The 24,407-nt window shown below is 70.0% G+C and carries 25 protein-coding genes and 1 tRNA gene; 12 read left to right on the top strand and 14 right to left on the bottom strand.

The genetic code is table 11. The features are described from left to right. The first annotated feature begins 439 nt into the window (after positions 1–439). Complete coding sequence (locus tag ACFQSB_RS18075) at positions 440–1,933, top strand: MFS transporter (RefSeq protein WP_380827776.1); 1,494 nt, start codon at positions 440–442, stop codon at positions 1,931–1,933. Between the two features lie 14 nt (positions 1,934–1,947). Here ACFQSB_RS18075 and ACFQSB_RS18080 read toward each other — a convergent pair whose 3' ends face one another. Further along, positions 1,948–2,355: a DUF5997 family protein gene (locus tag ACFQSB_RS18080; RefSeq protein WP_380827779.1), complete on the bottom strand. Its 408-nt coding sequence runs from the start codon at positions 2,353–2,355 to the stop codon at positions 1,948–1,950. 55 nt (positions 2,356–2,410) lie between these two features. Here ACFQSB_RS18080 and ACFQSB_RS18085 point away from each other — a divergent pair, with 55 nt between their 5' ends. Beyond that, entirely contained in the window at positions 2,411–3,226 is an 816-nt protein-coding gene (locus ACFQSB_RS18085) for a LysR family substrate-binding domain-containing protein (RefSeq protein WP_380827781.1), read from the top strand. A gap of 135 nt (positions 3,227–3,361) precedes the next feature. Continuing rightward, the gene (locus tag ACFQSB_RS18090) at positions 3,362–4,108 is read left to right on the top strand and encodes a VOC family protein (protein WP_380827784.1); all 747 of its coding nucleotides are present in this window, start codon (positions 3,362–3,364) and stop codon (positions 4,106–4,108) included. Here the strand turns inward: ACFQSB_RS18090 and ACFQSB_RS18095 are convergent, their stop codons facing one another. After that, on the bottom strand, positions 4,109–4,885 hold the full coding sequence (locus ACFQSB_RS18095) for an SDR family oxidoreductase (protein WP_380827786.1): 777 nt from the start codon (positions 4,883–4,885) through the stop codon (positions 4,109–4,111). Positions 4,886–5,161: 276 nt separating this feature from the next. Next, positions 5,162–5,674 (bottom strand): hypothetical protein, encoded by a 513-nt coding sequence (locus ACFQSB_RS18100; RefSeq protein ID WP_380827788.1) that lies wholly within the window; start codon positions 5,672–5,674, stop codon positions 5,162–5,164. Positions 5,675–5,966: 292 nt separating this feature from the next. Between ACFQSB_RS18100 and ACFQSB_RS18105 the strand changes: the two genes are divergently transcribed. Both ACFQSB_RS18105 and ACFQSB_RS18110 read left to right on the top strand, forming a co-directional pair. Next, positions 5,967–6,410 carry a VOC family protein gene (locus tag ACFQSB_RS18105; protein ID WP_380827790.1) on the top strand — a complete coding sequence of 148 codons (444 nt, stop codon included), beginning with the start codon at positions 5,967–5,969 and terminating at the stop codon, positions 6,408–6,410. A gap of 9 nt (positions 6,411–6,419) precedes the next feature. Continuing rightward, positions 6,420–6,758: a YciI family protein gene (locus ACFQSB_RS18110; RefSeq protein ID WP_380827792.1), complete on the top strand. Its 339-nt coding sequence runs from the start codon at positions 6,420–6,422 to the stop codon at positions 6,756–6,758. 127 nt (positions 6,759–6,885) lie between these two features. On the opposite strand, the gene ACFQSB_RS18115 is transcribed toward ACFQSB_RS18110, so the two are convergent. Next, positions 6,886–7,434, bottom strand: a complete 549-nt coding sequence (locus ACFQSB_RS18115) for a MerR family transcriptional regulator (protein WP_380827794.1) — start codon at positions 7,432–7,434, stop codon at positions 6,886–6,888. Positions 7,435–7,444: 10 nt separating this feature from the next. Next, positions 7,445–8,305 (bottom strand): SDR family NAD(P)-dependent oxidoreductase, encoded by an 861-nt coding sequence (locus tag ACFQSB_RS18120; protein WP_380827797.1) that lies wholly within the window; start codon positions 8,303–8,305, stop codon positions 7,445–7,447. A gap of 461 nt (positions 8,306–8,766) precedes the next feature. Here ACFQSB_RS18120 and ACFQSB_RS18125 point away from each other — a divergent pair, with 461 nt between their 5' ends. Continuing rightward, on the top strand, positions 8,767–9,285 hold the full coding sequence (locus ACFQSB_RS18125; protein WP_380828088.1) for a transglutaminase domain-containing protein: 519 nt from the start codon (positions 8,767–8,769) through the stop codon (positions 9,283–9,285). A gap of 90 nt (positions 9,286–9,375) precedes the next feature. Next, positions 9,376–9,981, top strand: a complete 606-nt coding sequence (locus ACFQSB_RS18130; RefSeq protein WP_380827800.1) for a DUF3885 domain-containing protein — start codon at positions 9,376–9,378, stop codon at positions 9,979–9,981. Positions 9,982–10,063: 82 nt separating this feature from the next. Here the strand turns inward: ACFQSB_RS18130 and ACFQSB_RS18135 are convergent. From ACFQSB_RS18135 to galU, 7 genes are all read right to left on the bottom strand, one after another. After that, a tRNA-Ala gene (locus ACFQSB_RS18135) sits at positions 10,064–10,137 on the bottom strand. Positions 10,138–10,204: 67 nt separating this feature from the next. Beyond that, entirely contained in the window at positions 10,205–11,296 is a 1,092-nt protein-coding gene (gene sepX / locus ACFQSB_RS18140) for a divisome protein SepX/GlpR (RefSeq protein WP_380827803.1), read from the bottom strand. A gap of 200 nt (positions 11,297–11,496) precedes the next feature. Then, complete coding sequence (locus ACFQSB_RS18145; protein ID WP_354845876.1) at positions 11,497–12,129, bottom strand: GNAT family N-acetyltransferase; 633 nt, start codon at positions 12,127–12,129, stop codon at positions 11,497–11,499. Between the two features lie 189 nt (positions 12,130–12,318). Beyond that, positions 12,319–12,801 carry a MogA/MoaB family molybdenum cofactor biosynthesis protein gene (locus ACFQSB_RS18150; protein ID WP_380827805.1) on the bottom strand — a complete coding sequence of 161 codons (483 nt, stop codon included), beginning with the start codon at positions 12,799–12,801 and terminating at the stop codon, positions 12,319–12,321. Further along, on the bottom strand, positions 12,798–13,268 hold the full coding sequence (gene moaC / locus ACFQSB_RS18155) for a cyclic pyranopterin monophosphate synthase MoaC (protein ID WP_354845870.1): 471 nt from the start codon (positions 13,266–13,268) through the stop codon (positions 12,798–12,800). Before moaC ends, ACFQSB_RS18150 begins: the two co-directional genes overlap by 4 nt. A 110-nt stretch (positions 13,269–13,378) precedes the next feature. Beyond that, positions 13,379–14,587 carry a molybdotransferase-like divisome protein Glp gene (gene glp / locus ACFQSB_RS18160; RefSeq protein WP_380827808.1) on the bottom strand — a complete coding sequence of 403 codons (1,209 nt, stop codon included), beginning with the start codon at positions 14,585–14,587 and terminating at the stop codon, positions 13,379–13,381. A 22-nt stretch (positions 14,588–14,609) separates the two neighbouring features. Beyond that, positions 14,610–15,536 (bottom strand): UTP--glucose-1-phosphate uridylyltransferase GalU, encoded by a 927-nt coding sequence (galU, locus tag ACFQSB_RS18165; RefSeq protein WP_354845864.1) that lies wholly within the window; start codon positions 15,534–15,536, stop codon positions 14,610–14,612. A gap of 24 nt (positions 15,537–15,560) precedes the next feature. Between galU and ACFQSB_RS18170 the strand changes: the two genes are divergently transcribed. Continuing rightward, a complete protein-coding gene (locus ACFQSB_RS18170; RefSeq protein ID WP_380827811.1) occupies positions 15,561–16,121 on the top strand; it encodes a 5-formyltetrahydrofolate cyclo-ligase in 561 nt (186 codons plus the stop codon). Positions 16,122–16,149: 28 nt separating this feature from the next. On the opposite strand, the gene ACFQSB_RS18175 is transcribed toward ACFQSB_RS18170, so the two are convergent. Further along, positions 16,150–17,280, bottom strand: coding sequence for an LCP family protein (locus ACFQSB_RS18175; RefSeq protein WP_380827813.1), 1,131 nt, complete (start codon positions 17,278–17,280; stop codon positions 16,150–16,152). A gap of 127 nt (positions 17,281–17,407) precedes the next feature. Here ACFQSB_RS18175 and ACFQSB_RS18180 point away from each other — a divergent pair, with 127 nt between their 5' ends. From ACFQSB_RS18180 to ACFQSB_RS18195, 4 genes are all read left to right on the top strand, one after another. Beyond that, positions 17,408–18,910 carry a potassium/proton antiporter gene (locus tag ACFQSB_RS18180; RefSeq protein ID WP_380827815.1) on the top strand — a complete coding sequence of 501 codons (1,503 nt, stop codon included), beginning with the start codon at positions 17,408–17,410 and terminating at the stop codon, positions 18,908–18,910. 308 nt (positions 18,911–19,218) lie between these two features. Further along, the gene (locus tag ACFQSB_RS18185) at positions 19,219–19,563 is read left to right on the top strand and encodes an FmdB family zinc ribbon protein (protein WP_380827818.1); all 345 of its coding nucleotides are present in this window, start codon (positions 19,219–19,221) and stop codon (positions 19,561–19,563) included. 200 nt (positions 19,564–19,763) lie between these two features. After that, positions 19,764–20,570 carry an S-methyl-5'-thioadenosine phosphorylase gene (locus tag ACFQSB_RS18190; protein WP_380827820.1) on the top strand — a complete coding sequence of 269 codons (807 nt, stop codon included), beginning with the start codon at positions 19,764–19,766 and terminating at the stop codon, positions 20,568–20,570. A 288-nt stretch (positions 20,571–20,858) separates the two neighbouring features. Next, on the top strand, positions 20,859–21,545 hold the full coding sequence (locus ACFQSB_RS18195; RefSeq protein WP_380827822.1) for an RcpC/CpaB family pilus assembly protein: 687 nt from the start codon (positions 20,859–20,861) through the stop codon (positions 21,543–21,545). A gap of 255 nt (positions 21,546–21,800) precedes the next feature. Here the strand turns inward: ACFQSB_RS18195 and ACFQSB_RS18200 are convergent, their stop codons facing one another. Beyond that, the gene (locus tag ACFQSB_RS18200; RefSeq protein WP_354921489.1) at positions 21,801–22,841 is read right to left on the bottom strand and encodes a D-alanyl-D-alanine carboxypeptidase family protein; all 1,041 of its coding nucleotides are present in this window, start codon (positions 22,839–22,841) and stop codon (positions 21,801–21,803) included. Positions 22,842–24,407 lie beyond the last annotated feature (1,566 nt).

The following is a 24,407-nucleotide window of genomic DNA, read 5'->3' on the forward strand; positions in this document are numbered from 1 at the left end:
CGCTGTGCCTCAACGTCGAGGTGCTCTCCAGCGACGGCATGTCCATCGAGATGCGCGACACCGACGAGGACGTCTTCCGCGCGGCGGAGGAGCTCGGCATCGACCTGTCCCGGCGCGAGCCGAGCAGCGTGGAAGAGGTCTGAGCTTCTCGCCTGCCGCTTCCGCACCACGTCGCCGTCCGGGGCGGCGCCGTCCAGGGCGCCGTCCGGGGCTGCGTCCCTGGGCGGCGTCCCTGGGCTGCGTCCCTGGGCGGCGTCCCTGGGCGGCGTCCCCGAGGCGCCGCCTCCCGCTGCCGCCGTCCCGCCGGTTCGCCACCGGCCGGGACGGCCCGGCGGCCCCGCCCGATCTTTTTCACGATGATTTTTTCCGTCCCGATGTCAAGAAGCTCTCGTCTGCTCCGACCACCCGGTGAATCGTCGAGAGAACAGAGAGCTTGGACATGCGAACAACCCGGGCGTGGCTGGGAGCGGCCCTCCTCATGCTGCCGACACTGATCGTCGCGATGGACACGACGGCACTGCTCCTCGCGCTCCCACGGCTGAGCGCCGACCTGGGCGCCGGCAGTGTGCAACAGTTGTGGATCAGCGACGGCTACGGATTCATGGTGGCCGGCATGGTCATCACGATGGGCACGCTCGGCGACCGCATCGGCCGCCGACGGCTGCTGATCACGGGCGCCGCGGCGTTCGCGGTGCTGTCGGTCGTGGCCGCCTTCGCGGCCGACCCGCTGACGCTGATCGTCGTGCGCGCGCTGCTCGGCGTCGCCGGCGCGACCCTGGCGCCGTCCACCCTTGCCCTGCTCACCGCCATGTTCCCCGATGCGCGGCGGCGCGGTAAGGCCATCGCGGTCTGGGCGACCTGCCAGTTCACCGGCGGCGCGCTCGGGCCCGTGCTCGCCGGGGTGCTGCTCCAGCACTTCTGGTGGGGATCGGTGTTCCTGGCCGCCGTGCCGGCCATGGTGCTGCTGGTGCTCGCCGGGCCGGTCCTGCTGCCGGAGTTCCGCAGCGACCACGCCGGCCGGCTGGACCCGGCCAGTGTCGGACTGTCGCTCGCGGCGGTGCTGCTGATCGTCTACGGCATCAAGCGACTGACCGTCGAGGGCCTGTCGGTCGTGCCGGCGGTGGTCCTGATCGTCGGCGCGGCCCTCGGGTGGCTGTTCGTCCGCCGCCAACTGCGGCTGGACACGCCGCTGCTGGACCTGCGGCTGTTCCGCAACCGTCCCTTCGCGGCGGTGATCATCGCCCTGGTCCTCGCCGGGATCGCCATGGCCGGCACGGGGCTGCAGGTGACGCAGTACCTGCAGAGCGTGCTGGGCTTCTCCCCGTTCGCCTCGGCGGTGCTGTTCGCACCCATGGGCCTGGGCGTGGCGGTGGGCACCATGGCCGCGCCGGCGCTGGCCCGGCGGATGAAGCAGACGACCGCGATCGCCGGCGGACTGGTGGGGTCGGCACTGGGCGGCCTGCTGCTCGTCGGCGTCGACGGTCCGGGCACCCTGCCCCTGGCGATGATCGGCATCGCCGTCCTGGCGCTGGGGACCGGCCCGCTGTTCGCGCTGGGCACCGGGCTGGTCGTCGGGTCCGTACCGCCGGAGCGCGCCGGCTCGGCGGCGTCGATGTCGGAGACCGGCAACTACTTGGGCGGCTCGCTCGGCTTCGCACTGCTCGGTGTGGCCGCCGCGGTGGTCTACCGCGACCGGATGGGCGGAACCTCGGACTCGCTGGCCGGCGCGATCGCCGCCGGCCGGCACCTTCCCTCAGGTCAGGCCACGGAACTGCTGCACAGCGCGCGAGAGGCGTTCCTCGCCGGCCTGCACGTCACCGGCGTCGTCGCCGCGGTCATCTTCGTCGGAACGGCCATACTGATCCAAACCATGCGCCCGGCGACCCGCACCACCCCGCCCGCGCTCCCCGACTACGAGGCGGCGCGCTCATGACATGGTCCCCGGTCTCATCGGCCGGGGGCGCCGGAGGCGTGCGGGGGCTCGGCCGCCCGGCGCTCCTTGAGGCGGAGTGCCTCTTTGCGGGCCTCGGCGTAGACGGTGCGCTCGCGCTCCAGCCACTCCGGGTTCTCCGCCTTGAGCGCGTCGATCTCAGCGGTGGTGAGCGGTCCGGTGATCCCGCCTCTGGCCAGGCCGGAGGTGGAGACCTTGAGCTTCGCGGCGATGACCTGCTTGGGGTGCGGGCCGTTGCGGCGCAGCTCGACCAGCCAGGCGGGGGGCGTCGACTGCAACTCGTTCAGCTCGTCCCTGGAGACGACACCCTCCTGGAACTCGGCGGGCGTGGCCGAGAGGAGGACACCCAGCTTCTTGGCCGCGGTCGCGGGCTTCATCGTCTGGGTGGTCTTCGATTTGGGCATGGCGCCAAGAGTAGCCAGTGGGAACGGGTTCCCCTGACATCGCTACGCTGAGGAAGTGACCGAGGAAGAGACCGGCGAGGTGTTCCGGCTGGCGTACGTGCCCGGAGTGACCCCCGCGAAATGGGTCAACGTCTGGACCGAGAGGCTGCCCGACGTGCCGATCACCCTGGTCGCGGTTCCCGCCGCCGAGGCGGTGAGCCTGCTGCGGAGCGGCGGCGCCGACGCCGCGTTCGTCAGACTGCCGGTCGACCGGGACGGGCTCAGCGTGATCCCTCTCTACGTGGAGACCACGGTGGTCGTGGTGCCCAAGGACCACGCGGTGGCCGCCGCCGACGAGGTGGCCACCGCCGAACTCGCCGACGACGAGGTGCTCCATCCTGTGGACGACACCATCGAGTGGACGGTCCGGCCCGGGCAGCCCGCGTTCACCCGACCGGCCACGACGGCGGAGGCGGTGGAACTGGTGGCGGCCGGCGCCGGGATCCTCCTGGTCCCGCAGTCGCTGGCCCGCCTCCACCACCGCAGAGATCTCACCTACCGGCCGGTGCCGGACGCGCCGCAGTCTCAGGTCGCGCTGACCTGGCCCACGGACGCGACCACCGACCTGGTGGAGGACTTCATCGGCATCGTCCGAGGGCGGACGGCGAACAGCTCACGGGGCCGTGCCCCGGCCCCGTCCGCGCAGAAACCGGCGCAGGGGAAGACCCGGAAACCCGCACAGGGCTCCGGTCGCCGCGCCGTGCCGACCGGCGGCACAGAGACCGGCCGTAAAGAAGCGGGCCGTAAAGAGGCCGGCCGCAAAGAGACGGGCCGTAAAGAGACGGGCCGTAAAGAGGCCGGCCGTAAAGGGAAGGGCAAGCGGCCTCGGTGATCCGCGGCTCCGCCGAGCCGTGACCCCACCCGCTTGGATCCTGGGCGTTCGCCCCTCTTCTTCGTCGCCGCAGACCGCCTTCGGCCCGCGAATGCCGGCGCGGTCCCTAGCCCGCTCGGGCCTATGATCGGCGGCATGGCGCTGCGACTCGTTCAGGTGAACTTCAAGGCTCGAGACGACTCGGCCCTCGGCCGGTTCTGGGCGGAGGCGCTCGGCTGGGGTCTTTCCAGCGAGGGCCCCGGCGTGACCAACCTCGAGCCCGAGGGCGTTGTCTGGCCGGACCCCGCCGGCTTCTACATCGACTTCGTCATCGTGCCGGACCCCGAGACGGTGAAGTACCGCGTGCACCTCGAACTCGCCACCACCTCCGCGGCCCATCACACGGAGTTCGTCGCGCGCCTGAAGGAACTCGGCGCGACGCCCGCCGACGCGGGCCAGGGCGAGGTCCCGTGGACGGCTCTGGCCGACCCGGAGGGCAACGTGTTCCGCGTCCTGGAGCCTCGGGAGACCTACCGGGACACCGGACCGATCGCCGCGGTGGTGGTCGCCTGCGCCGACCCGCAGGCCATGGCCCGGTTCTGGGACCAGGCGCTGGAATGGACGCTGCACGAGGTGACCGACGATCACGCGGTCATGCGTTCGGCCAAGGGTGTCGGGCCGTACCTGGAGTTCCGCCGGGAGTCCGGCGGCACGACCGGGTGGAGCCGCGTCCATCTCGACCTGCTGCCGTACCCCTTCGACGACAAGGAGTCGGAGGTGGCCCGGCTGCGCGCCCTCGGCGCCACCGACGTCGACCTCGGCCAGGGCCAGGTGCCATGGACGGTCCTGGCCGACCCGGAGGGCAACGAGTTCTGCGTCCTCGGCCGGGCCGACGGCGCCTGATCAGGTGGCCTGGCCGGTGGGCATGATCGTGACCTGCTGAAGGTTGACGCGTGCCGGCTGGGAGGCGAGGAAGCCGATGGTGTGGGCGATGTCCTCCGCCGTCAGCCACTCCATCGTCTCCTTGGACCCGGCCAGCCACTCCAGCGCCCCGGGGTCGGTGACGTGGTCCTGCAGCTCCGTACCGACGATGCCCGGCTCGATCGCGGAGACTCGTACCTTCTTCGGCCCCAGCTCCGTCCGCAGGTGCCGGGACAGGTGCGTGACGTAGGCCTTGGTCGCCGAGTACACCGCGAAGTTCGGGAAGATGTTCTGCGCGGCGATCGACGACATGTTGATCAGGTCGCCCACGCCACGCTCGGCGGCGGCCTGGACCATCTGCGGAACGAACGCGCCGATGACGTTCATCAGGCCGGTGACGTTCAGGTCGATCTGGCGCTGCCACTGGTCGACGGCCAGTTCCTCGATCGGGGCCGGGAGCATCACGCCCGCGTTGTTGAACAGCAGGTCCGCGCCGCCGAGGTCGTTCTCGACCCGGTCGGCGGCAGCGCGCACGGCCGGCACGTCGGTCACGTCCGCGGCGATCGCCAGTGCGGTGCCGCCGTTCTTCTGGATACGCGAGACCAGCTCGGCGAGCCGGTCCTCACGCCGGGCCAGCACGGCGACCTTCGCTCCCAGCGCTGCCAGGTGTTCGGCGGTCGCTTCACCGATACCGCTGGAGGCGCCGGTGACGACGGCGACCCGCCCGGCCAGTGGGGTGGTAGAAGACTGCGAGGTCATTGGAAGGGACCTTTCCTGGATTCTGCTCAAGGGCGGTCCGCGCATCCGGGCCGCTGATCCAGCGCACCATGGCCGGACCGCCCGTAAAGGACGCTCTTCGCACCCTGCCAGGGCTAGCACCAACAGGGCTACCCAAACCGGACATATCACGCACAAGAGACGTCACACTGAAGGTATGGACAGCCGAAGGGAGCTCGCCGACCTCCTGCGCACCCGGCGTAGCCGCCTGACGCCTGACCCCGCGGGACTCCCCGGGACCGGAACAAGCTTGTGGGGTCACGAGGGAAGCCATGACGGCCACCACGGGAGCACACAGTCGCCCGGGGTGCCCTCCGTGGCCACGTCGTACAGGGTCATCGCCACCGGCCCGGCGACGGAACCGGCGACGGTGAGAGCCAGCAGGACGAGGCCCGGCCATGTGCGACGGGCCAGCCAGGGCAGCCTGGCCAGCAGATGGAATGACATAGCGACAAGCGCTGACAAGACCGACACGATCGGAAAGATCACGAAGCGGCTCAGGGACCACAAGGTGCCGGCGAGGTTCTCTCCCGCATTCAGGTGCCCCAGGCAGTAGACCTGTGCATGAGCCACCAGGTAGACATCGAACAGGGTTCCGAACGTGGCGCACGCCACGGTGATGATCGCAGAGAGTCCGCATCCGAAGGTCCAGTAGACCTCGCGCCCTTCCGGAACTCCCCACTTGATCACGGCGCCATCAAAGCAGACACGTATGCGGGCGATGCGCAGCACGTGTGAGGATCTGGTGCAGAGCTCGTCCATCGAACCCATCACCGCCGCTCATCAAGGAACGGCCGGCAGACTCCCGCGCCGACTGCGATCATGTCGGCGTTCCGCCGACGACGTCCTCCCAGGCCGGGTTCGGCCTGATGACCAAAGGTCGTGACGCCGGCTTCCCCATCGTGATCTTCCATCGGGGCCCGTTCACGCACGGAGAGAAGCAGGTCGACGGCGCACCGAGCACGGTCACCCATCTGGCAGCGACCTGGCGAGTGGGGTTCCCTTACGGAATCCAGAGTGCTACCTTTCTCGGCATCTCTTAAGGAGACCCAGAAAGGATCCGATGACATTCATAAGGCGCTTCGACCACGTCGGCATCACCGTCGCCGACCTCGATGCCGTGACGGCGTTCTTCGTCGGCCTCGGACTGGAGGCCGATCCGAAGATGGCCGTCGAAGGCGAGTTCCTGGACACGGTGATCGGCATGACCGGCGCCCGCACCGAGATCGTCATGCTGCGAGCGCCCGGCGGAGGTACGACGCTGGAGCTGTCGAGCTTCACGCGGCCGGACCACCTCCCGGGTTCGCCCGCCGCTCCGGCCAACGAGCTGGGCCTGCGCAACGTCGCCTTCGAGGTGCACGACCTCCAAGCCGCGGTCGATTACGCCGCAGCCGACGGCTACGGCCTGGTCGGAGGCATCGGCGAATACGAAGGCGTGTGGCGGATGGCCTACGTCCGCGGGCCCGAAGGAATCATCGTCTCGTTGGCCGAGCGCGTCGAGAAGTAAGGAGACATCATGAGCACGACCGTGACCGACGAACAGATTCGGGCCCTGGCCGCGACCGCGAAGCCCTACAGCCTGGCGCTTCTTCAGTGGGGGCCGGAGCGGACCATGGACGGCGCGGACGCGATCGAACTCGAACACCAGCGACGCATGGTATCGCTGCGCGCCGAGGGGGTGATCGCGATCCTGTGCCCGGTCGTCTCCGACACCGTGGCCGGCGTCGTGATCATGACCGTGCCGGCCGAAGAAGCCGCGGAGATCATGGCCGGAGACCCCTGCGTTCGAGCCGGCATGATCCGCTGCGAGATCCACCCCTGCCACGGCTTCCCCGGAGACACCCTCCCCGCATAAGCGACCCCGGCCACGGCGATCAGCGTCTATCCGACCCCGGCGTACATGTCGCGGCAGTCGACCCTTCGAGTGCCAGGACGCCAAGGTGCCGGTCTCTGTACGGAGGCCCGGCGAGCGTCGGCGTCCCTCACTCTGCCGGGAGTGCCCGTCGCAGCGGCTCGTCCGGGAGCGCCGTGGGGTCGGTACCGGTGGTGGTGTCGAGGGCCTGAACGTCCGGCCCGGCCGAGCCCCCGTACGTGGCGATCTTGTATTCGACCGCCGTGAGGGAAAGGGTCAGCTCACGGATCCGGCGGCGGATGGTGTCGCGATGTTCGACCAGCACATCGAGCCGCTCCGGCACTGTGTGCCCTCCGGCATCGACGAGCGAGATGTAGTGCTGCAGGTCACGCATCGGCATACCGGACAGCCGCATCCGGGTGAGGAACACCAGGCGCCGAACCGCTTCGGCGTCGTAGACGCGATGACCATTACCGTCGCGGGCCACCTCGACCAGCCCGGCCCGCTCGTAATAGCGCAGCGTGTGGGGCGAGATGTCGAGGAGCTCGGCAACCTCGGCGATCGTCATCGTCTCGGGCAGATCGGCCAGGTCGGCGAGGCGGTGGATCGCCTCGACCGACAGCGGACCGTCGTCCCCGAGCACTTCGAGCGCCCTGGTCATCAGATCGTCGGTGGCCATGACCACGAGCCTAGATTGGCCGTACCGATGCGGAGACACCCTCGAAATCGGCGCTGCGGGCGGTCTCGGCCCACTTCTCGAGCTCGTCCAGGCCGCGCCGGTAGGCACGCGAGATACGCTCGACCGCCTCGCGCCCGAGCGGCAGCCGCAGCGGCACCTCGTCGCCGTGCGCGAGGGACACGATGATCTCGGCCGCCCGCGCCGGGTCACCTTCCTGGCGGCCGTCGGTCCCGGCCATGTCCGCACGGACGTTGGCGAGCAAGTCACGGTAGGTCGCGGACGGGTCGGCGAACTCGAGCACATCGCCCCCGTTGAAGCCAGTCCTGAACCGGCTGGGCTCGACGAGCATCACCCGGATCCCGAACGGCGCGACTTCCCCGGCCAGGGCCTCGGACCAGCCTTCGAGGGCGAACTTCGACGCGGAGTACGCCGACACGCCAGGGAACGACGTCCGCCCGCCCTGGCTGCTCATCTGCACGATCGTCCCGGTGCCCCGCTCACGCATCGTGGGCAGCGCCGCCCGGACGAGCGCGGCGGGGCCGAACAGGTGCAGATCCATCAACTCGCGCAACTGCGCGTCGCTGACCTCCTCGACCGCTCCGACCACGGCCCGGCCCGCGTTGTTGACCAGCACATCGAGCTGACCGAAGCGGTCGAGGGTGTCGCGCACGAGGTCCGCGGCCGCGGCGATGTCCCGGGCATCGAACTTCGCGATCAGGCAGTTGTCCGGGTACTTGGCCTCCAGATCGGCCACACTCTCGGGCCGGCGCACCGCCGCCACCACGTGGTCGCCCGCCGCGAGCGCCGACTCCGCCAGTGCGCGCCCGAACCCGCGGGACGCGCCAGTGATGATCCAGGTCTGTGTCGTCATGGCGGGGACGCTATGCCTTCGAGCGCGCTCGAACGCAAGACCGACGTGAGGCCATGGACCGGATCTTCAAGGGACGGCCGGAGGCTTGGTCACTCAGTTGGTCACCCGGAAGACCAAAAGGCCGTTTCCGATCTACGGAAACGGCCTTAGACCTGGGTGGGGTGTTCACGAGTGTGATTGAGCTGGGATGAGGCCGGGGTGGCGAAAATCGCTTCCCAGGTTCTCTCTGATCGTTTCCCGGACGAAGATATGATGATTCAGTGAAGCTGGCGTGCTTACGATCACGGGAAGGTGGTGCGGCCGTTTCTCCACGGACAGCAGTCGCTGGAAGTTCGGCAGCCACACCGATCCTCGACTGGCGGCATCCTCGGGTGCTGGCGTTGTTGACCGAAGCCCGGGACGTTCGTCCTGAGGCAGAGCGAGCATTCCTGATCACGGCCCACCAACTAATCGCAGCCCGCGTGCGCCCGGTATACGCCATGAACGAAAGGCAGCCCGTCTCTACCACCTTGGGTCTGGGACGCGGTTCGTGCAGCCAGAGATTGGCGCTGCTTGAGGCCGTGGCACGCAGCTGCGGGATCGTCACTCGAGTCAGAGGCTTGCTGCTCGATGGGCGTTTTTGGTATCCGCGGTTCCCGCGGCTGCGTGCGTTGATCCCCCGGCACGTGGTGCTGGCCTGGCCGGAGTTCCTCCTCGATGGTCAGTGGGTGGCCGTGTCCGAACTCTATGGTGATCTGGGCACGCTGCGGGCGGGCGGCCGATTCGCTAACACAGGTGGCGTGACACTTTTCGACGCGATTGCGCACACTGCCGTGGACTGGGACGGCAGCACCTGCTCCTCATGTGACCTGTCAGGACACGTCCTGGCCGATCTGGGCTATTTCGACTCCCGGGACGACCTGTTCAAACAGCACGGTCAAACGTTGTGCCTGCCGGTTCGCATTCCTGCAGACCTCATCATGAGTCGTCGGGCGGCTTGAGCTCGTGAGGCTGCCTGGCCGGTGGCCCGCGAAATGCTTTCGCGTCCAGATTGGCCGTCTCTCTACGCCGACCTCATGACGTGGCGTTGCGTGCTGGATGAGCGGCCTGAACTGAGTGAGCGGTGGCAGGCGAACTGGCTGGATTGTCCGCCTGTCGGCCATGAGCTGAAGCGGTTCCACGGCTCACGCTGGGTTCGCTTCCACAGCCTTCCCGAGTCCAAGCGGTATGCGGATACGCCGGCCGAGTACGAGATCCTGCCGCGTCGGCACAACACCGTGTTGTCTGAGCTGTTCGAGGGCCAAGAGGTGTTCCGCTATGGATGGGGTGTGACCCTCGGCGCGGAAACCTCGGCAACGATCACCGGCTACCGGCCGCATCAGGTCCCGCCGGAATGGAAACAAATTGCCGGGCACGTGCGGATGCTGGTCGCCGCCAGCGCCGACCGCTCCCCCTACCGCGTGGAACGGCTGCTCACACAGCCCGCCACCAGCCGACCGCCGGCCTGCCCGCCCTGTCGGTGCGCCGACTGCGCTCCTCCTGGATCCTCGAACTGCAGCACCCAGCCCGGCGTCGGCTTCGCCATGCCCAGCGACGCGAACGTGAACCTCGACCAGCGGCCTGTCACCACCCGGGCCTCCCCAGGGACCTGCTCTGCGGCTCCCAAACCAGCACGAACCCGATTCGGAAACCCCTGAAACAACAAGATCCCTCCTGATCGCGATGATCAGACGGGATCTCGTCAACCGCTCCCGAGCTAACTCAAGAACGGCCCTTAGGTGGAGCTGAGGGGATTCGAACCCCTGACCCCTTCGATGCGAACGAAGTGCGCTACCGGACTGCGCTACAGCCCCAAGGACTGGACCAGATTAGCAAACTTTGGGGACCGCCCGCGCCACCCGGGTGCGCGCGAGCCGGAACTCAGTCACCGACGGCGCGGCGGGAGCGGTCGGCGTACTGGTCGAAGGGCTCGGCGGGCTTGCGGAACTCGATGACCTCGGCCTCGGCCTGCTCGGCCGCCAGTTCGAGCGCGCGGCGCCGCTCTTGCGCCTTGCGAAGTTGCTCGGCGTGAGCCTTCGCCGCGGCGGCGCGGCGCTCGGCGTCCACGGCGACGGCCACCCGCAGGACGGCCAGGTAGGCGAGCAGCACGACCGCGGAGGGCGCGACGCTCCACCACGGGGCCACGCCGACGCCCGCCGTCACCACCGAGGCGATGTGGAGCAGCACGCTGAACAGCAGCCATCGGCGGCGACGGGCCACGACACCGGCCCGGCGACGGCGTTCGGCGAGGATGTCGTCACGCCCGGGGGCGTACTCGCCCGCCGTGTCCTCGTCGGAGGTCTCGTCCGGGCCGGCGGAGAGGGCGGGGGTGGCCGGAGAGTCGGCCGCGCGGGTGACCGGGGCGCCGACCGGGGTCCTGGTGTCCGGGACGGCGGATCCGAAGGCGTGCCCGGCTCCGGAGAGCGTGGAGGAGCCCGTGCCGGAGACCGCCCTGGGAGCCGGGGACGAGGGCGCTTCGTTGGCGCCGTCGCGGCGGGAGGCGTCGCCGTCGCGGGAGGTGTCGTCACGGCGGGAGGCACGGGGGTCGCCGGGCGCATTGTCGTGGCGGGAGGCGCCGGGGTGGTGTGAGGCGCCGGGGTGGTGGGACGGGTTGTCGCGGCGGGGGCCGGAGGGGTCGAGTTCCATGGTGATCTCGTCGTCGGCCGGGTCGGCGGCGTGGGCCCTGACGCCGGAAACCCGCGAGACCCGGGAGACGCCGGAGACGCCGGAGGTGTCCGAGATCCCGGAGACGCGGGATACCGGGTGGTCGGCGAGGGTGTCGCCCTCCGGCTCCTCGCACTCCTCGGAGTCGTCGGACTCCTCGCACTCCGCGGACTCGCGGGAGTCGTCGTCCTCGCCGTCGGCGTACAACTCGGCGATGTCCACGGTGTGACGGTCGCGGCGCAGCCACATCGGGACCAGGACGCACAGCCACATGACCACGATGCCGAGGTAGAGGAAGGCACTGCTCACGCGCCCACCCCCAGCGCGATGAATGGAAGGGCCACCGCGCGGGCAGCATGAACACAGCACGGGGTGTGGGCCGTCGCAAATGTGTTCACGTCACGCACCGTAGGACCGCGTGTCACTGATTGACGAGCATTCGGTGCGGTGTGTCGCGAGATCGTCAACCTGTTTATCCCCAGGCCTACGTCAAGGATTTTTGCCGTCGCTCACGACGAACCGTCATGGGCGGTTTTCTGCCTCGTCTGGCGCCACTGCGCGAGAAGCCCGCGCGGGACGTCCTCCAGGGTGAGGGCGTAGCAGATGTGGTCGCGCCAGGCGCCGTCGATGTGGAGCTGCCTGCGGCGCACGCCCTCCTCGCGGAAGCCGAGCTTCTCGACGACGCGGCGGCTGGCGTGGTTCTCGGGCCGGATGTTGGCCTCCAGGCGGTGCAGGCCCACGGTGAAGAAGCAGTGGTCGACGGCCATCGCGAGCGCTGTGGGGATGATGCCGCGTCCGGCGAGGGTGCCGCTGACCCAGTACCCGACCTGCGCCGACCGGGCCGAGCCCCACACAATGGCGCCGACGGTGAGCTGCCCGGCGAACGCCCCCCGGTAGGTCACCACCCAGGGAAGCGCCAGCCCCTGCCGCGCCTCGCGCCGCAGGGTGCCGACCATGGAGATGTAGGGACCGAGGCCGGTGCGGAACAGAGGGGTCTCGGGGTTGCTGGGCTCCCATGGGCGCAGCCAGTCGGCGTTGCGCAACCGCGTCTCACGCCAGGCGTTGACATCACGCAGCCGCAGCGGCCGGAGTCCCACCGGTCCCTCTGTCAGGGTCACCGGCCAGCCGCGAAGTCGATCCACGGCACAATCATCCCCTGTCCGACCCTGAATCCGCCATGGCGGCCGCCCGCCCCTCTCTTGACACCGCATGTCGATCAGGCAATCCGCGCATCCACCGTCCCGGGCTGCGGGCAAGACCGGCCGCCGTCCCGAGTCGCGGGCGGGACCGGCCGCCGCCCCGTGCCCGTTCACACATGCGCGGCCCCGGGGTTACGACGGGCGGGGGTGGTCGCCGCCTCGGATCTGGTCGACGGCGTGCCGGAGGATGGGGGCGAGGATCGCCATGCCGTCGCGTACGCCGCCGGACGACCCCGGGAGGTTGACGATCAGGGTGTTGCCCGCCTGTCCGGCCAGCCCGCGCGACAGGATGGAGGTGGGCACCTTCTCCCGGTTGACCTGGCGCACCGCCTCGGCGATGCCGGATACCTCCCGTTCGATGACCCGCCGCGTCATCTCGGGGGTGAGATCCTGCGGGGTGAGGCCGGTCCCCCCGGTGGTGACGATCACGTCGTACCCGGCGCGTACCCCCTCGCGCAGCGCCGCCTCGACGGGCTCGCCGTCGGGGACGACCCGCGGGCCGTCCACCTGATCGCATCCGGCCTCGGCGAGCAGCTCGGCCAGCAATCGTCCCGACTTGTCGGGATACACGCCCGCGGCGGCCCGGTTGGAGGCCGTCACGACGAGCGCTCTCACGGCCGGGTCCAGACACCGGTCTTGCCGCCGGTCTTCTCCTCCACCCGCACATCGGTGATCACCGCCGCGGGGTCCACCGCCTTGATCATGTCGATCATCGCCAGGCCGGCCACCGAGACGGCGGTGAGCGCCTCCATCTCGACTCCGGTGCGGTCGGCGGTCTTCACCCTCGCGGTGATCTCGACGCCGGAGTCGACCACCACGATCTCCACCTTGACGCCGTGCAGGGCGATCGGATGGCACAACGGGATCAGGTCCGGGGTGCGCTTGGCGCCCTGGATGCCCGCGATGCGCGCCACGCCGATGGCGTCTCCCTTGGGCACCTCTCCCGATCGCAGGATGCGCACGGCCTCCGGCGACAGCAGCACCCGGCCGGTGGCGCACGCCGTCCGGACACCGACCTCCTTCGCGGACACGTCCACCATGCGCGCCGCGCCCGACTCGTCGATGTGCGTCAGTTCACTCATAGCGCGATCACCTCGCTCGCGGCGGTCAGGTCGTTCACAGCGCGATCACCTCGCTCGCGGCGGTCGGCTCGTTCACAGCGGGATCACCTCGCCCGCGGCGGTCAGGTCGTTCACAGCGGGATCACCTCCACATCGGCTCCCTCCGGCAGTTCGGTGACGTCCTCGGGGACGACGATCAGTGCGTTCGCCCCGGCGAGCGCGGCGAGCTGGTGGGAACCCTGCCCGTGGACCGGCGTCACCGACGCGGCGCCGTCCCGACTGGTCAGGACGCCGCGCAGGAACGAGCGCCGGCCGGCCGGTGAGCGCAGCGCCGCGGTGGTCGTCGCGGTGATGGTGACCGGAGGGCCGGCGGGCAGGCCGCGCATCCGGGCCAGCGCCGGCTTCACGTAAAGCATGAACGACACGTAGGACGACACCGGATTGCCGGGCAGCGTGAAGATCGGCACCTGCCGGTCGCCCAGCAGCCCGAAGCCCTGCGGCATCCCCGGCTGCATGGCGACCTTCTCGAACCGGACGGTGCCCAGCGGCGACAGCGCCTCCTTGACCGGCTCGTAGGCGCCCATGGAGATGCCGCCGCTGGTGATCACGGCGTCGGCCTCGCCGAGCAGGGCGTCGAGGGTCGCCGAGAACGCCGCGGGATCGTCGCCGACCGCGCCGCGCCGGGACGCCTCGCCGCCCGCCTGCCGGACGGCCGCGACGAGGGTGAAGCTGTTGGACTCCCAGATCTGCCCGTGCCCGAGCGGCGTCCCCGGCTCGACCAGCTCGGCGCCGGTGGACAGCACCACCACGCGGGGACGCGGATGGGCGAGCACTGTGCGCCGTCCCACTCCGGCGAGGATGCCGAGCTGGGCCGGCCCGATGACCGTGCCCGCGGGCAGCACGACGTCGCCCGCCCGCACGTCCTCGCCGGACCTGCGGATCGCGTTGCCCGGCGGCGGCGTGCGGCGGATCGCGACCTTCACCGTGCCGCCGTCGGTCCACTCGACCGGCACCACCGCGTCGGCGCCCTCGGGCACCGGCGCGCCGGTCATGATGCGCGTGACGAACCCGCGCTCGACCGCGCGCCGCGCGGTGTCCCCCGCGGCCACGTCCAGCGTCACGGGCAGCACCACGGGCGCGTCCTCGCCGGCCCCCGCGACGTCCTCGGCCCGGACGGCGTACCCGTCCATGGCCGAGTTGTCGAACGGCGGCAGCGCGACGGGCGAGGCGACGTCCTCGGCCAGGGTGGCGCCGAGCGCCGAGTCCAGATCGACCTGAACGGGGTCGAGCGGGCGCACGGCGCCGAGGATCTCGGCCAGATGGGCGTCAACCGTCTTCATCGCATCCACCCGGAGTGAAGCCTCACTCGGAGGCGTCGGTCAGGGACTCGGGGGCGTCGTTGAGGAACTCGCGCAGCCAGGACATGAACTCGGGCGCGAGGTCGGGGCGCTCGGCGGCGAACTGCACGACGGTGCGCAGGTAGTCGAGCTTGTTGCCCGTGTCGTAGCGGCGCCCGCGGAACAGCACGCCGTGGACGGGGCCGCCCTCCTCGGTGGAACGGCCGGCGAGCTCCAGCAGGGCGTCGGTGAGCTGGATCTCCCCGCCGCGTCCCGGCGCGGTGTTCTCCAGCACTTCGAAGACGGCGGGGTCGATCACGTAGCGTCCGATGACGGCCCAGTTGGACGGCGCCTCGTCCGCCGGCGGCTTCTCCACCAGCCCGGTGACGCGGACGACGTCGTCCTCCGAGGTGGGGGCGATCTCGGCGCAGCCGTACAGGGAGACCTGCTCGCGCGGCACCTCCATCAGTGCCACCACGCTGCCGCCGTAGGTGTTGCGCACCTCGATCATGCGCTTGAGCAGGTGGTCACGGTGGTCGATCAGGTCGTCGCCGAGGAGACAGGCGAACGGGTGGCCCCCGACGTGCTGCTTGGCGCACAGCACCGCGTGGCCGAGCCCCTTCGGCTCGCCCTGGCGCACGTAGTGGAACGTCGCGATCTCGACGGGCTCGAGGACCTGGTTGAGCCGCTCGGAGTCGCCCTTGGCGGCGAGCACCTCCTCGAGCTCGTACGCTCGGTCGAAGTGGTCCTCGATGGAGCGCTTGTTCCGGCCTGTCACCATGAGGAGGTCGAGGAGCCCGGCGGACACCGCCTCTTCGACGACATACTGGATGGCCGGCTTGTCGACGATCGGCAGCATCTCTTTCGGGGTCGCCTTGGTCGCCGGGAGGAATCGCGTGCCCAGACCGGCGGCGGGGATGACAACTTTCGTCACTGGATCGAAGTCAGCCATGAATGCACCTTAATGGAGGGCCGTGTGGACAAAGCGGAGCTGCGCCGGAGGATCGTCGCCGCACGTGCAGGGCTGTCCGATCCGCGCGGCCCGGCCACCGCGATCAGGGAAACGCTACTCGACCGACCCTGGGTTCAGATGGCCGGGCTGGTCGCCTGTTATTGGTCCGCGGGCACGGAACCGGCCACGCACGGCCTCATCTTCGCCCTGTGGAAACACGGCACGACGATCATCCTGCCCGTCCTCCTGCCCGACAACGACCTCGACTGGGCGGTCTACGACGGCCCCGACTCACTGGCGCCCGGGCCGCGCGGCCTGATGGAACCGGTGGACACCCGGCGCGGCGTGGACGCCATCCGCACGGCCGGGCTGGTGATCGTGCCCGCACTGGCGGTCGACGCCACCACCGGCGTCCGGCTCGGGCGCGGCGGCGGTTCCTACGACCGCGCGCTGGCGCGGGTCGGCCCGAACGTGCCGACGGTCGCGCTTCTGCACGAGGGGGAGCTGATCGACGGCGTGCCGGCCGAGCCGCACGACCTTCCCGTCTCGATGGCCGCCCTCCCGTCCGGCATCGTCACCTTCTGAGCCCTCTGCCCCTCTGCGTTTGGGGGGCTCAGGGAAGGATCTGCAGGTCGTTGAGGCCGCCGTTCTCGCCGAAGTACTCCTCCAGGTCGTCGTTCCTGACCGCGTCGAAGAACCGCCGTCCCGCCTTCCTGTCCAGGCGGACGATGCTGGCGCCCTTGACCATGGCGGTGCCGAGCGTCGGCACGGTGGCGGAGTCGACGGTATCCGGCCGGATGTCGCGCAGTTCCAGCGCCAGGTCGCGCAGCGTGCCGAGCGTCACGGCGGAGTCGACGCTGACCGCGCGCGTGAGCGCCTCCAGGAAGTCGTTCAGCTTGAGCGGGTCGGTCAGCATGTCCCGGCTTGTGATCTTGTGTCCGAGGGCTCCGACGAACGCCTGCTGGCGCTTGATCCGGTCGAAGTCGCCGCCCGGCAGGTTGTACCGCTGACGGACGAACAGCAGTGCCTTCTCACCCTCCAGGTGCACCAGGCCCTGCGGCCAGGTGACCTTGTTCGCCGGGTCGTACACCTTGCGCGCGACGTAGACGTCGACACCGCCGATGACCTGCGTCATCGCGACGAACCCCTTGAAGTCCAGGGCCGCGAAATGGTCGATGCGGACCTTGGTCAGGTCCTCGACGGTCTTGATCAGCAGCTTCGGGCCCCCGAAGGCGTACGCGGCGTTGATCTTGTTGTTTCCCCGGCCGGGGATACGGACATAAGAGTCGCGGGGGATACCGATGAGAGTGAGCCGCTTCCGGTCCGCGGGCACGTGAACGATCATGATGGTGTCGGCCCGCTGGCTGCCCGACTCCCCCGGCCGCTTGTCCGACCCGATGAGCAACCAGTTCTGCGCGTCCCCCACGGCCTTGGCCGGTCGGCCCGCGTCCTCGGGGAACGCTCCAGGGATACGCTGGATGTTGCCGTTGAGCGTGATCTGACGTTCCATCACCAACGCGAACGCCGCCGCGACCACCATGGCCAGAACCAGCCCGGTCGCGATCGTCAGCCGGCGTAACAACCGCCGCTTCCTGCGCGGCTTGACGGTCCCGGGTGGCTGCGGCGGCTCGGACGTTCGGGACGCATCGGATATATCGGGTTCCCTCAGGGGGACGACCTCGTCGCCGTCGACGAAATGGTCCTTCCTCGCGCTCTCCAGGACCGGGGAAGTGTCGTCGGCCAATTTCGTCCCCTGCAAACCCGTTGTTCCTCTTCGTCTGTGTCGCGAGTGACGGTAGCCCATAGCAGTTGCTCGTGGTAGTGGCCTATACGAATACGACACAATGGACGCAAACGCGGGAGGGGGGCCGGTGAATCTTGATCTCTGGCTGCTCCTCGCGTCCATCGTCGTGATCGCCGCCATCGCCTCCGTGCGCGTCGCCCACCGCACCGGGCTGCCCAGCCTCCTGATCTACCTCGCCATCGGACTCCTCCTCGGCGAAGCCGGCCTGGGACTGCAGTTCGAGAACGCGAAGGTCGCCCAGCAGATCGGCCTGGCGGCGCTGGCGGTGATCCTCGCCGAAGGCGGCTTGACCACAAGCTGGGAGCACGTACGCCGGGCCGTCCCTCCCGCGGTGGTCCTCGCCACGGTCGGCGTCGCGGTGAGCATCGTCGCGCTGGCCGCGGCGGTGCACTGGCTGCTCGGCATGGACTGGCGCACCGCCCTGCTCCTTGGAGCGGTCCTCGCCTCGACCGACGCGGCCGCCGTGTTCTCCGTCCTGCGCCGCCTGCCCCTTCCCGAACGCCTCTCGGGCATCCTGGAGGCCGAGTCGGGTTTCAACGACGCGCCGACCGTCATCGTCGTCGTCATGCTGAGCCAGATCAGCACACCGATGCCGAGCGTGGGGCACGTCGTGCTGGACGCGGTGTTCGAGCTGGCCATCGGAAGCGCCGTCGGCCTCGCGGTCGGCCCGCTCGGCGGCTACGCCCTGCGGCGGGTCGCCCTGCCCGCCTCCGGCCTGTACCCCATCGCCGTGCTCGCCCTCGCCTTCGTCGCCTACAGCGGCGCGACGCTGCTGCACGGCAGCGGTTTCCTCGCCGTCTACCTGGCCACGCTGGTACTGGGCAACATGCGCCTGCCCCACCGTGTGCCGACCCGGGGCTTCGCCGAAGGAGCCGCGTGGCTCGCCCAGATCGGCCTTTTCGTCATGCTCGGCGTCCTCGCCAGCCCGTTCGAACTCCCGCAGATGGTCGTGCCCGGACTGATCATCGGGCTGGTGCTGCTGCTGTTCGCGCGCCCGCTGTCGGTGGTCGTCTCCGCCCTGGCCGTACGCGTGACCCGCACCGACCGGCTGTCCTGGCGGGAGCAGGCGTTCCTGTCATGGGCCGGACTGCGCGGCGCGGTGCCCATCGTGCTCGCCACCATCCCCTGGGCCGCCGGCATCACCGGGGCCAAGGGGGTGTTCAACGAGGTCTTCGTCATCGTCATCGTGTTCACCATGGTGCAGGGACCGACACTGCCGTTCCTCGCCCGCGTCCTGCAGGTCAGCGCCCCGGCCGAGGCACGCGACCTCGGGGTCGAGGCGGCGCCGCTGGAGGAGCTCAACGCCGACCTGCTGCAGGTCAGCATCCCTCCGGGGTCCGGGCTGCACGGCGTCGAGATCTTCGAGCTCCGCCTGCCGTCGGACGCCGCCGTCACCATGGTCGTACGCGAGGGCCGCTCGTTCGTCCCCGAGGGCACCACGCGGCTGCGAGCCGAGGACCAGTTGCTCGTCGTCACCACGGCCGCCTGCCGCAAGGTCGTCGAACGCCGGCTGCGCGCCGTCAGCCGCCGCGGCAAACTCGCCGGCTGGTACGGCGAACGCGGCGAATGACCCCCTTCACCCCGCGCCAACCCCGCACGACAGTCCCGCCGGCTTCGGCAACCGGCCTCCCAAGAGAACTCCGTACCCCGACCCCCGACGCGGTCCGCGACTCATCCGGGCTGTGGGGCTCATCGGTCCTCAGAACGGCCGGGGACCCCCGCGACGTCCACCCCACCCGACCCCCGCGGTGAGCCTCACGACAGGGATTAGAACCCGTCCGGGTGGCGTTTAGCCTAATCGGCTGCGTACCATTAGCAGTCGCAGCGGTAGAGTGCCAATCTGCGTTGAGCCACACTGAGCCATATGAGGAGGAGCGCGTGCCCACCTACCAGTACGCCTGTACCGCTTGCGGTGAAGGGCTCGAGGTCGTCCAGCGTTTCACCGATGACCCGCTGACCACCTGCCCGAACTGCCAGGGTCAGCTGCGCAAGGTGTTCTCGGCCGTCGGCATCGTGTTCAAGGGTTCGGGCTTCTACCGGACGGACAACCGCTCCTCCGGTTCCTCGACCTCCTCCACGACGTCCACCGGCTCCGGCTCCGGCGGTTCCTCGACCTCCAACGGTTCGTCGGACTCCGGTGGCTCGTCGGACTCCGGCTCCAGCACGCCGGCGAAGAAGGAGCCCGCCTCCGCCAGCGCCACCCCGAGCAGCTCCGCCGCCTGACGCCTCCTCGGGTTGTACGGCCGTCCGCCGTACAACCCGATTCGCATCCTTGGCGCCCCGGCGTCGGCCGGGTGTGATGACCAGCGCCGGCCTCGTGTGCGTTGACGGTCGTCCACAGGCTGAGTGGCGGCACCGACGGTTGTCCACAGCCTTGCCCTCCACCCTCACCGCCCCACGTCCGTGCCGCTAATCTCGAGCCCATGGTCATGACAGCTGACATCGGGGTCATCGGCGGTTCCGGGTTCTACTCCCTCCTCGACGACGCCGAGGAGATCGAGATCACCACGCCCTACGGGGCTCCCAGCGACATCATCACGGTCGGCCGCATCGGCGGGCGCACGGTGGCGTTCGTGCCCCGTCACGGCCGAGATCACCGGTTCCCGCCCCACCGCATCCCCTACCAGGCGAACCTCTGGGCGCTGCGTTCTCTCGGCGTGCGCCAGGTCATCGCCCCGAGCGCGGTCGGCTCCCTGCGCGCCGAGTACGGGCCGGGCACGCTGGTGATCCCCGACCAACTGGTCGACCGCACCTCCGGCCGGGCGCAGACCTACTATGACGCCGGTGGCGCGGTGCACGTCCCGTTCGCCGATCCTTACTGCCCGGTCGGCAGGGCCCTCGCCTACTCCCGGGCCGAGGCCGAGGGGTGGAACGCCGTGGACGGCGGCACCCTGGTCATCATCGAGGGTCCCCGCTTCTCCACCCGAGCCGAGTCACGCTGGTTCACCTCCAACGGCTGGTCGATCGTCGGCATGACCGGCCACCCCGAGGCGGTCCTCGCCCGCGAGCTGGCCCTCTGCTACACCTCGCTGTCGCTCGTCACCGACCACGACGCCGGCGTGGACACCGGCGAGGGCGTGACGCAGGAGGAGGTCTTCGCCTTCTTCGCCGCCAACAGCGAGCGCATGCGCACCCTCGTCGGCTCGGTCGTCGCCGAACTCCCCCTTGACCGCGCCTGCCCCTGCGGCGAAGCCCTGAACGGCATCAAGCTCCCCTTCGAACTCCCCTGACCACCGTCCTCCAGCACTCTCCGCCCCACCTCCCCCTGGTCCATCAGCTCACCCAGCATCCGCGAGCCGTACCGTGTTGCGACCGACCTCATGGCCGACGGTCGCGACGCGGGCGCGCGTGCGCATAGCTGACGGTCGTGGCAAGAGCCGCGCGTGCGCGGCCATCCCGGGCCGCGACTCCTTCCCGGGGCCGCGACCCACGAGCCGACAGCTTGTGGCCGGGCACTCTCACCCCTTCGACAGGAGCCAGGCATCATGCAGGCCGCCGCACCTATGCGCGTCATCCGGATGCTCAGCCGACGTCGGCGGCTCGTGGCCGTCGCACTCGCCGCGCTGGGGACCGCGTGCGTCGGCCTGGCCGTCCGCCCGGCTCCTTCCGTCGCGGTCCTGGCCGCCGCGCACGACCTCGGGGGCGGAGCGCTGGCCGTGTCCGACGTGACCGTCGTTCACCTGCCCGAGGAGGCCGTCCCCGACGGCGCCCTCCGCCCGGGATCCCGGGTGGCCGGACGCGTTCTCACCGCCCCCGCCCGGCGCGGCGAGCCGATCACCGACCTGCGCCTGCTCGGTCCGGCCCTCATCGACGCCTACGGCCCTGGCCTGCTCGCCACCCCGGTGCGGGTCACGGACGCCGCTTCGGCCCGGTTGCTCCGGCCCGGTGACGTCATCGACGTCATCGCCTCATCATCCGCCTGGGACGACCTCGCCCCGCCTCCTGCGGCCGACCCGGCCACAAGCGCACCGCCGGACCACGGCGACGCGCCCAGTGCCACACCTGCCCGCACCTCTACGGCGGCGCAGGCCGTCACCGTCATCGCCGTACCCAGCGGGCCTCGCTGGAGCGGCGCTTCCACCGGCGACATGGCCGAGACCGGCGCCCTGGTCGTCCTGGCCACCACACCGGGCCAGGCCGCGCGCCTCGCCCAGGCCGGCACGGGCTCCCGCCTCTCGATCACCATCCACGGCCACACTCATTAACGGCCCACCGCACCCACACCCCCACGTCCACCGGTCAGCGAGCACGCCACACTGAGCCCACGAACCTGGCATCGCGAGACCCCGAGCTGAGCCACAGGCGGTTGACCGAACGGGCACGACTTCGACGAGAGACGAGAAGGGGTCCGCACTGGCTCTGAAGGTGGACGTCGAGGCACCCACGGGCGTCGTCCGCCGCCGGTCCAAGGGAAGCCGAGCCCCAGTCCCGGCCAGGACGTCCATCAGACCGAGCCAGTCCTACAACAACGACCCCAGCTTCGGGTCGTACTCCCAGTGCCAAGGCTCGAACGGACTGTGATAGGCCCAGTCGGGATGGATCCAGCCGAACCGCTTGCCGTTCGACTCGAGCCAGTTGAACTGCACCGAGCGGAAGGTCTGGACGCCGCCGCACAGGTCCACCGCCAGGCCGAGCCCGTGGTTGCTGCGCCCCGGCACCGCGGCGAACCCCGGCCGCCGATAGAAGATCGACTGCTGTTGCGCCAGGTTGCGGTAGCTGTCGGTCACGCAGATCGGCGTACCGAACTGCTTGCGGTAAGCCTCGCTGAGCGCGACGAACGCGATCGCCGCGTCGGCCCGCAACTCACGCCCCCGCTGCTGGAGTGGGCACAGCACGTCCGCCGGCAACAGCCCGTTCGGATACTGGGCCGCCGAACTCACCCGGGTCGGGTCACAGGCCGCGCCCGAGCGGCCGCCCTGGTTGACGCGCACGCCGAGCTTCACCAGCGTCTGCGACAGCGACTTCACAACGGTCGCGGACCGCTTCCTCAACGTGTCGATCTCCACGCTGAGCTGGGCCTCCACCAGCAGCTTGGTCGCCCGCAGATCCTGCGCCTCGCCGGCCAGTCTCTGCTGTTGCTGGTACAGCCGCCCGGCGTCCGCGAGTATCTCGTCCCGCCCGGACACCAGGTAGGTCATGTCGCTCAGCGCCCGCAGGCTCGCGTCGTCGCTGCCGTTGAGAAACGGGGCCATGTCACCGCCCGAAGGCTCCTGGTACAGCGACTGAACCAGGTCCGACAGCGGCTGTCGCATCTTGCCCAGTTGGAGGTTCGCCGTGCGCAACTGCTCCAACTTGCCCTTGAGCTCTTTGTCGGCCTTCGCCAGCGTCGTCTGGCGCTGCTCCAGCGCCTTGGTGGCGTCCGCGAGCGCTTGGGACGACTTCTCGGCCTCACGCCGCAGCTCTGTCAGGTTGGTCGGATCGGGTTTCCGGTCAGCCGTCTCGTGCGTGGCCGATCGCGCGTGCGCCGTACCGGGCGACGTCATACTGATGATGGAAATCATCGCCATAAGGACCGCGACCAGGCCCGCCGATCGAGGAGATGGCACGTTAAGACCCCTCCATTTGCGAACTTGTGACCTGCGCCCGCACGCACGTTACTACAGCGGACTGAGTGTCCGGGCCGGAGTCGCAAGAGCCGTTATGTACGGATCACGCCTTTTATGCCATCACCGCCCCACCACCCCACACACCGAACACCGTCACTTCAGCCCTCCCGTCACCCCCTGCACCCTCCCGTCACCACATCACTCGTAGTCCCCCGCCCTCGAGGCGTCGACCCGGCCCTTGTCCACGGCGACGTCACCTCCCCATCACCGACCAGCCAGCACCACTCCCCGACCGCCCCCCACCAGCGATTCCACCGACCTCGCGGATCTCGTCACCCACGTCCTCCCGTCACCTCACCTCCTCCCATCACCCTCGAATCGTCGGACCCAAGGTCCTCCGATCACCATCAGCGCCCCTGCGGCCTCCAGCCACGCCCGCCCCATCACCACATAGGCTGCGCCATCCCGGCCTCGCCGCCTCACCGCACAAGTCACCACGGCCTCCGGCCCCGCCGTCCTTCCCCATCACCCCACGGCGGCGCCCGTCACACCCCGGCCTCCGCCTCCCGCTGATCCCGGACCTCATCCGTTCTCCCGAAGACGGTCCTCCCAGAGATCGTCCTCCCGGGGACCGTCCGCCGTGGCGCTTCACAGGGTTCTTCACCCTTCGCATGCGCCTTCACGGCGTCGCCCGCTCCACTCCCACCCTCCGAATGGCGCTTGCCCCTCCATACCTCCAGCGCCCGCGCACTCCTCCCTGCCTGCGCACTCTGCTCTGCCTCCGGCCCGCGCGCTACCATCCGCGCATCCACGCCGCTTTCACCGCTCCCGCCGCTCCCGCCGCTTTCGCCGCTCCGCACGTCCGAGGAGCGCACCCCCGTGGGTTGCCTCGGCACCTGCGGGCCATCTAACGCCTGACGCGCCCGCCCTTCTGACAGATGCCGCAGCCGTCCGCCCTCCCACACCCGAGAAGAGCGCCCACCGTCCCCAGGCTGCCGACCACCGGCCGCAGCCCTCACATTCATCTCCGGCCGCGTCCCCAGCAGGACCGCCCGGCCATCCCTCTCCCCTGTACGCCGCAGCTCGTCCCCTCCTGGTTGACGGCCCCCGCGCCCAGCGTCACCACACCAACCCGCGCGCCCGCTCACCACCTGCCACACCACAGGACGCTGCCGGCCACCCCTCGTACACGCAGACTCTCGGCCTTGACTCTTCCCGCGCCTGACCGGCGGCGGTACGGCGCCCTCGTATACGAACTCAGCGTGCGGTGGCGCCGGCACCGGCGTGACGAAGTACGTGCCGGGAGCCTCCCGCAACCGCTCTACAGCCCTGACCTTCACCGAATGCCGGGTCCCGCCCCGCGCCTGCTGCTCGTACCCCGTCAACTCCGCCACGAGAAGTCCCACCGCGAGCATCGCCGGCGCCAACATGGCGAACACGAGCACCCCAGGCCGAACCCCGTGGCCCCTCTTCAGACTCTTACGTCGTCGCCCAGTCACGTTCCGTGACCATAGTCACAGA

The sequence above is a fragment of the Sphaerisporangium rhizosphaerae genome (genome assembly GCF_042665155.1).
Classification (GTDB): Bacteria; Actinomycetota; Actinomycetes; order Streptosporangiales; family Streptosporangiaceae; genus Sphaerisporangium; species Sphaerisporangium rhizosphaerae.

Bases quoted from the DNA above. Each gene is read 5' to 3' on its own strand.
- ACFQSB_RS18200 (WP_354921489.1), bottom strand. From the start codon at position 22,841: ATGATTTCCATCATCAGTATGACGTCGCCCGGTACGGCGCACGCGCGA.
- ACFQSB_RS18080 (WP_380827779.1), bottom strand. From the start codon at position 2,355: ATGCCCAAATCGAAGACCACCCAGACGATGAAGCCCGCGACCGCGGCC.
- ACFQSB_RS18090 (WP_380827784.1), top strand. From the start codon at position 3,362: ATGGCGCTGCGACTCGTTCAGGTGAACTTCAAGGCTCGAGACGACTCG.
- ACFQSB_RS18115 (WP_380827794.1), bottom strand. From the start codon at position 7,434: ATGGCCACCGACGATCTGATGACCAGGGCGCTCGAAGTGCTCGGGGAC.
- ACFQSB_RS18105 (WP_380827790.1), top strand. From the start codon at position 5,967: ATGACATTCATAAGGCGCTTCGACCACGTCGGCATCACCGTCGCCGAC.
- moaC (WP_354845870.1), bottom strand. From the start codon at position 13,268: ATGAGTGAACTGACGCACATCGACGAGTCGGGCGCGGCGCGCATGGTG.
- ACFQSB_RS18110 (WP_380827792.1), top strand. From the start codon at position 6,420: ATGAGCACGACCGTGACCGACGAACAGATTCGGGCCCTGGCCGCGACC.
- ACFQSB_RS18075 (WP_380827776.1), top strand. From the start codon at position 440: ATGCGAACAACCCGGGCGTGGCTGGGAGCGGCCCTCCTCATGCTGCCG.
- galU (WP_354845864.1), bottom strand. From the start codon at position 15,536: ATGGCTGACTTCGATCCAGTGACGAAAGTTGTCATCCCCGCCGCCGGT.
- ACFQSB_RS18195 (WP_380827822.1), top strand. From the start codon at position 20,859: ATGCTCAGCCGACGTCGGCGGCTCGTGGCCGTCGCACTCGCCGCGCTG.
- glp (WP_380827808.1), bottom strand. From the start codon at position 14,587: ATGAAGACGGTTGACGCCCATCTGGCCGAGATCCTCGGCGCCGTGCGC.
- ACFQSB_RS18190 (WP_380827820.1), top strand. From the start codon at position 19,764: ATGGTCATGACAGCTGACATCGGGGTCATCGGCGGTTCCGGGTTCTAC.
- ACFQSB_RS18095 (WP_380827786.1), bottom strand. From the start codon at position 4,885: ATGACCTCGCAGTCTTCTACCACCCCACTGGCCGGGCGGGTCGCCGTC.
- ACFQSB_RS18120 (WP_380827797.1), bottom strand. From the start codon at position 8,305: ATGACGACACAGACCTGGATCATCACTGGCGCGTCCCGCGGGTTCGGG.
- ACFQSB_RS18100 (WP_380827788.1), bottom strand. From the start codon at position 5,674: ATGGGTTCGATGGACGAGCTCTGCACCAGATCCTCACACGTGCTGCGC.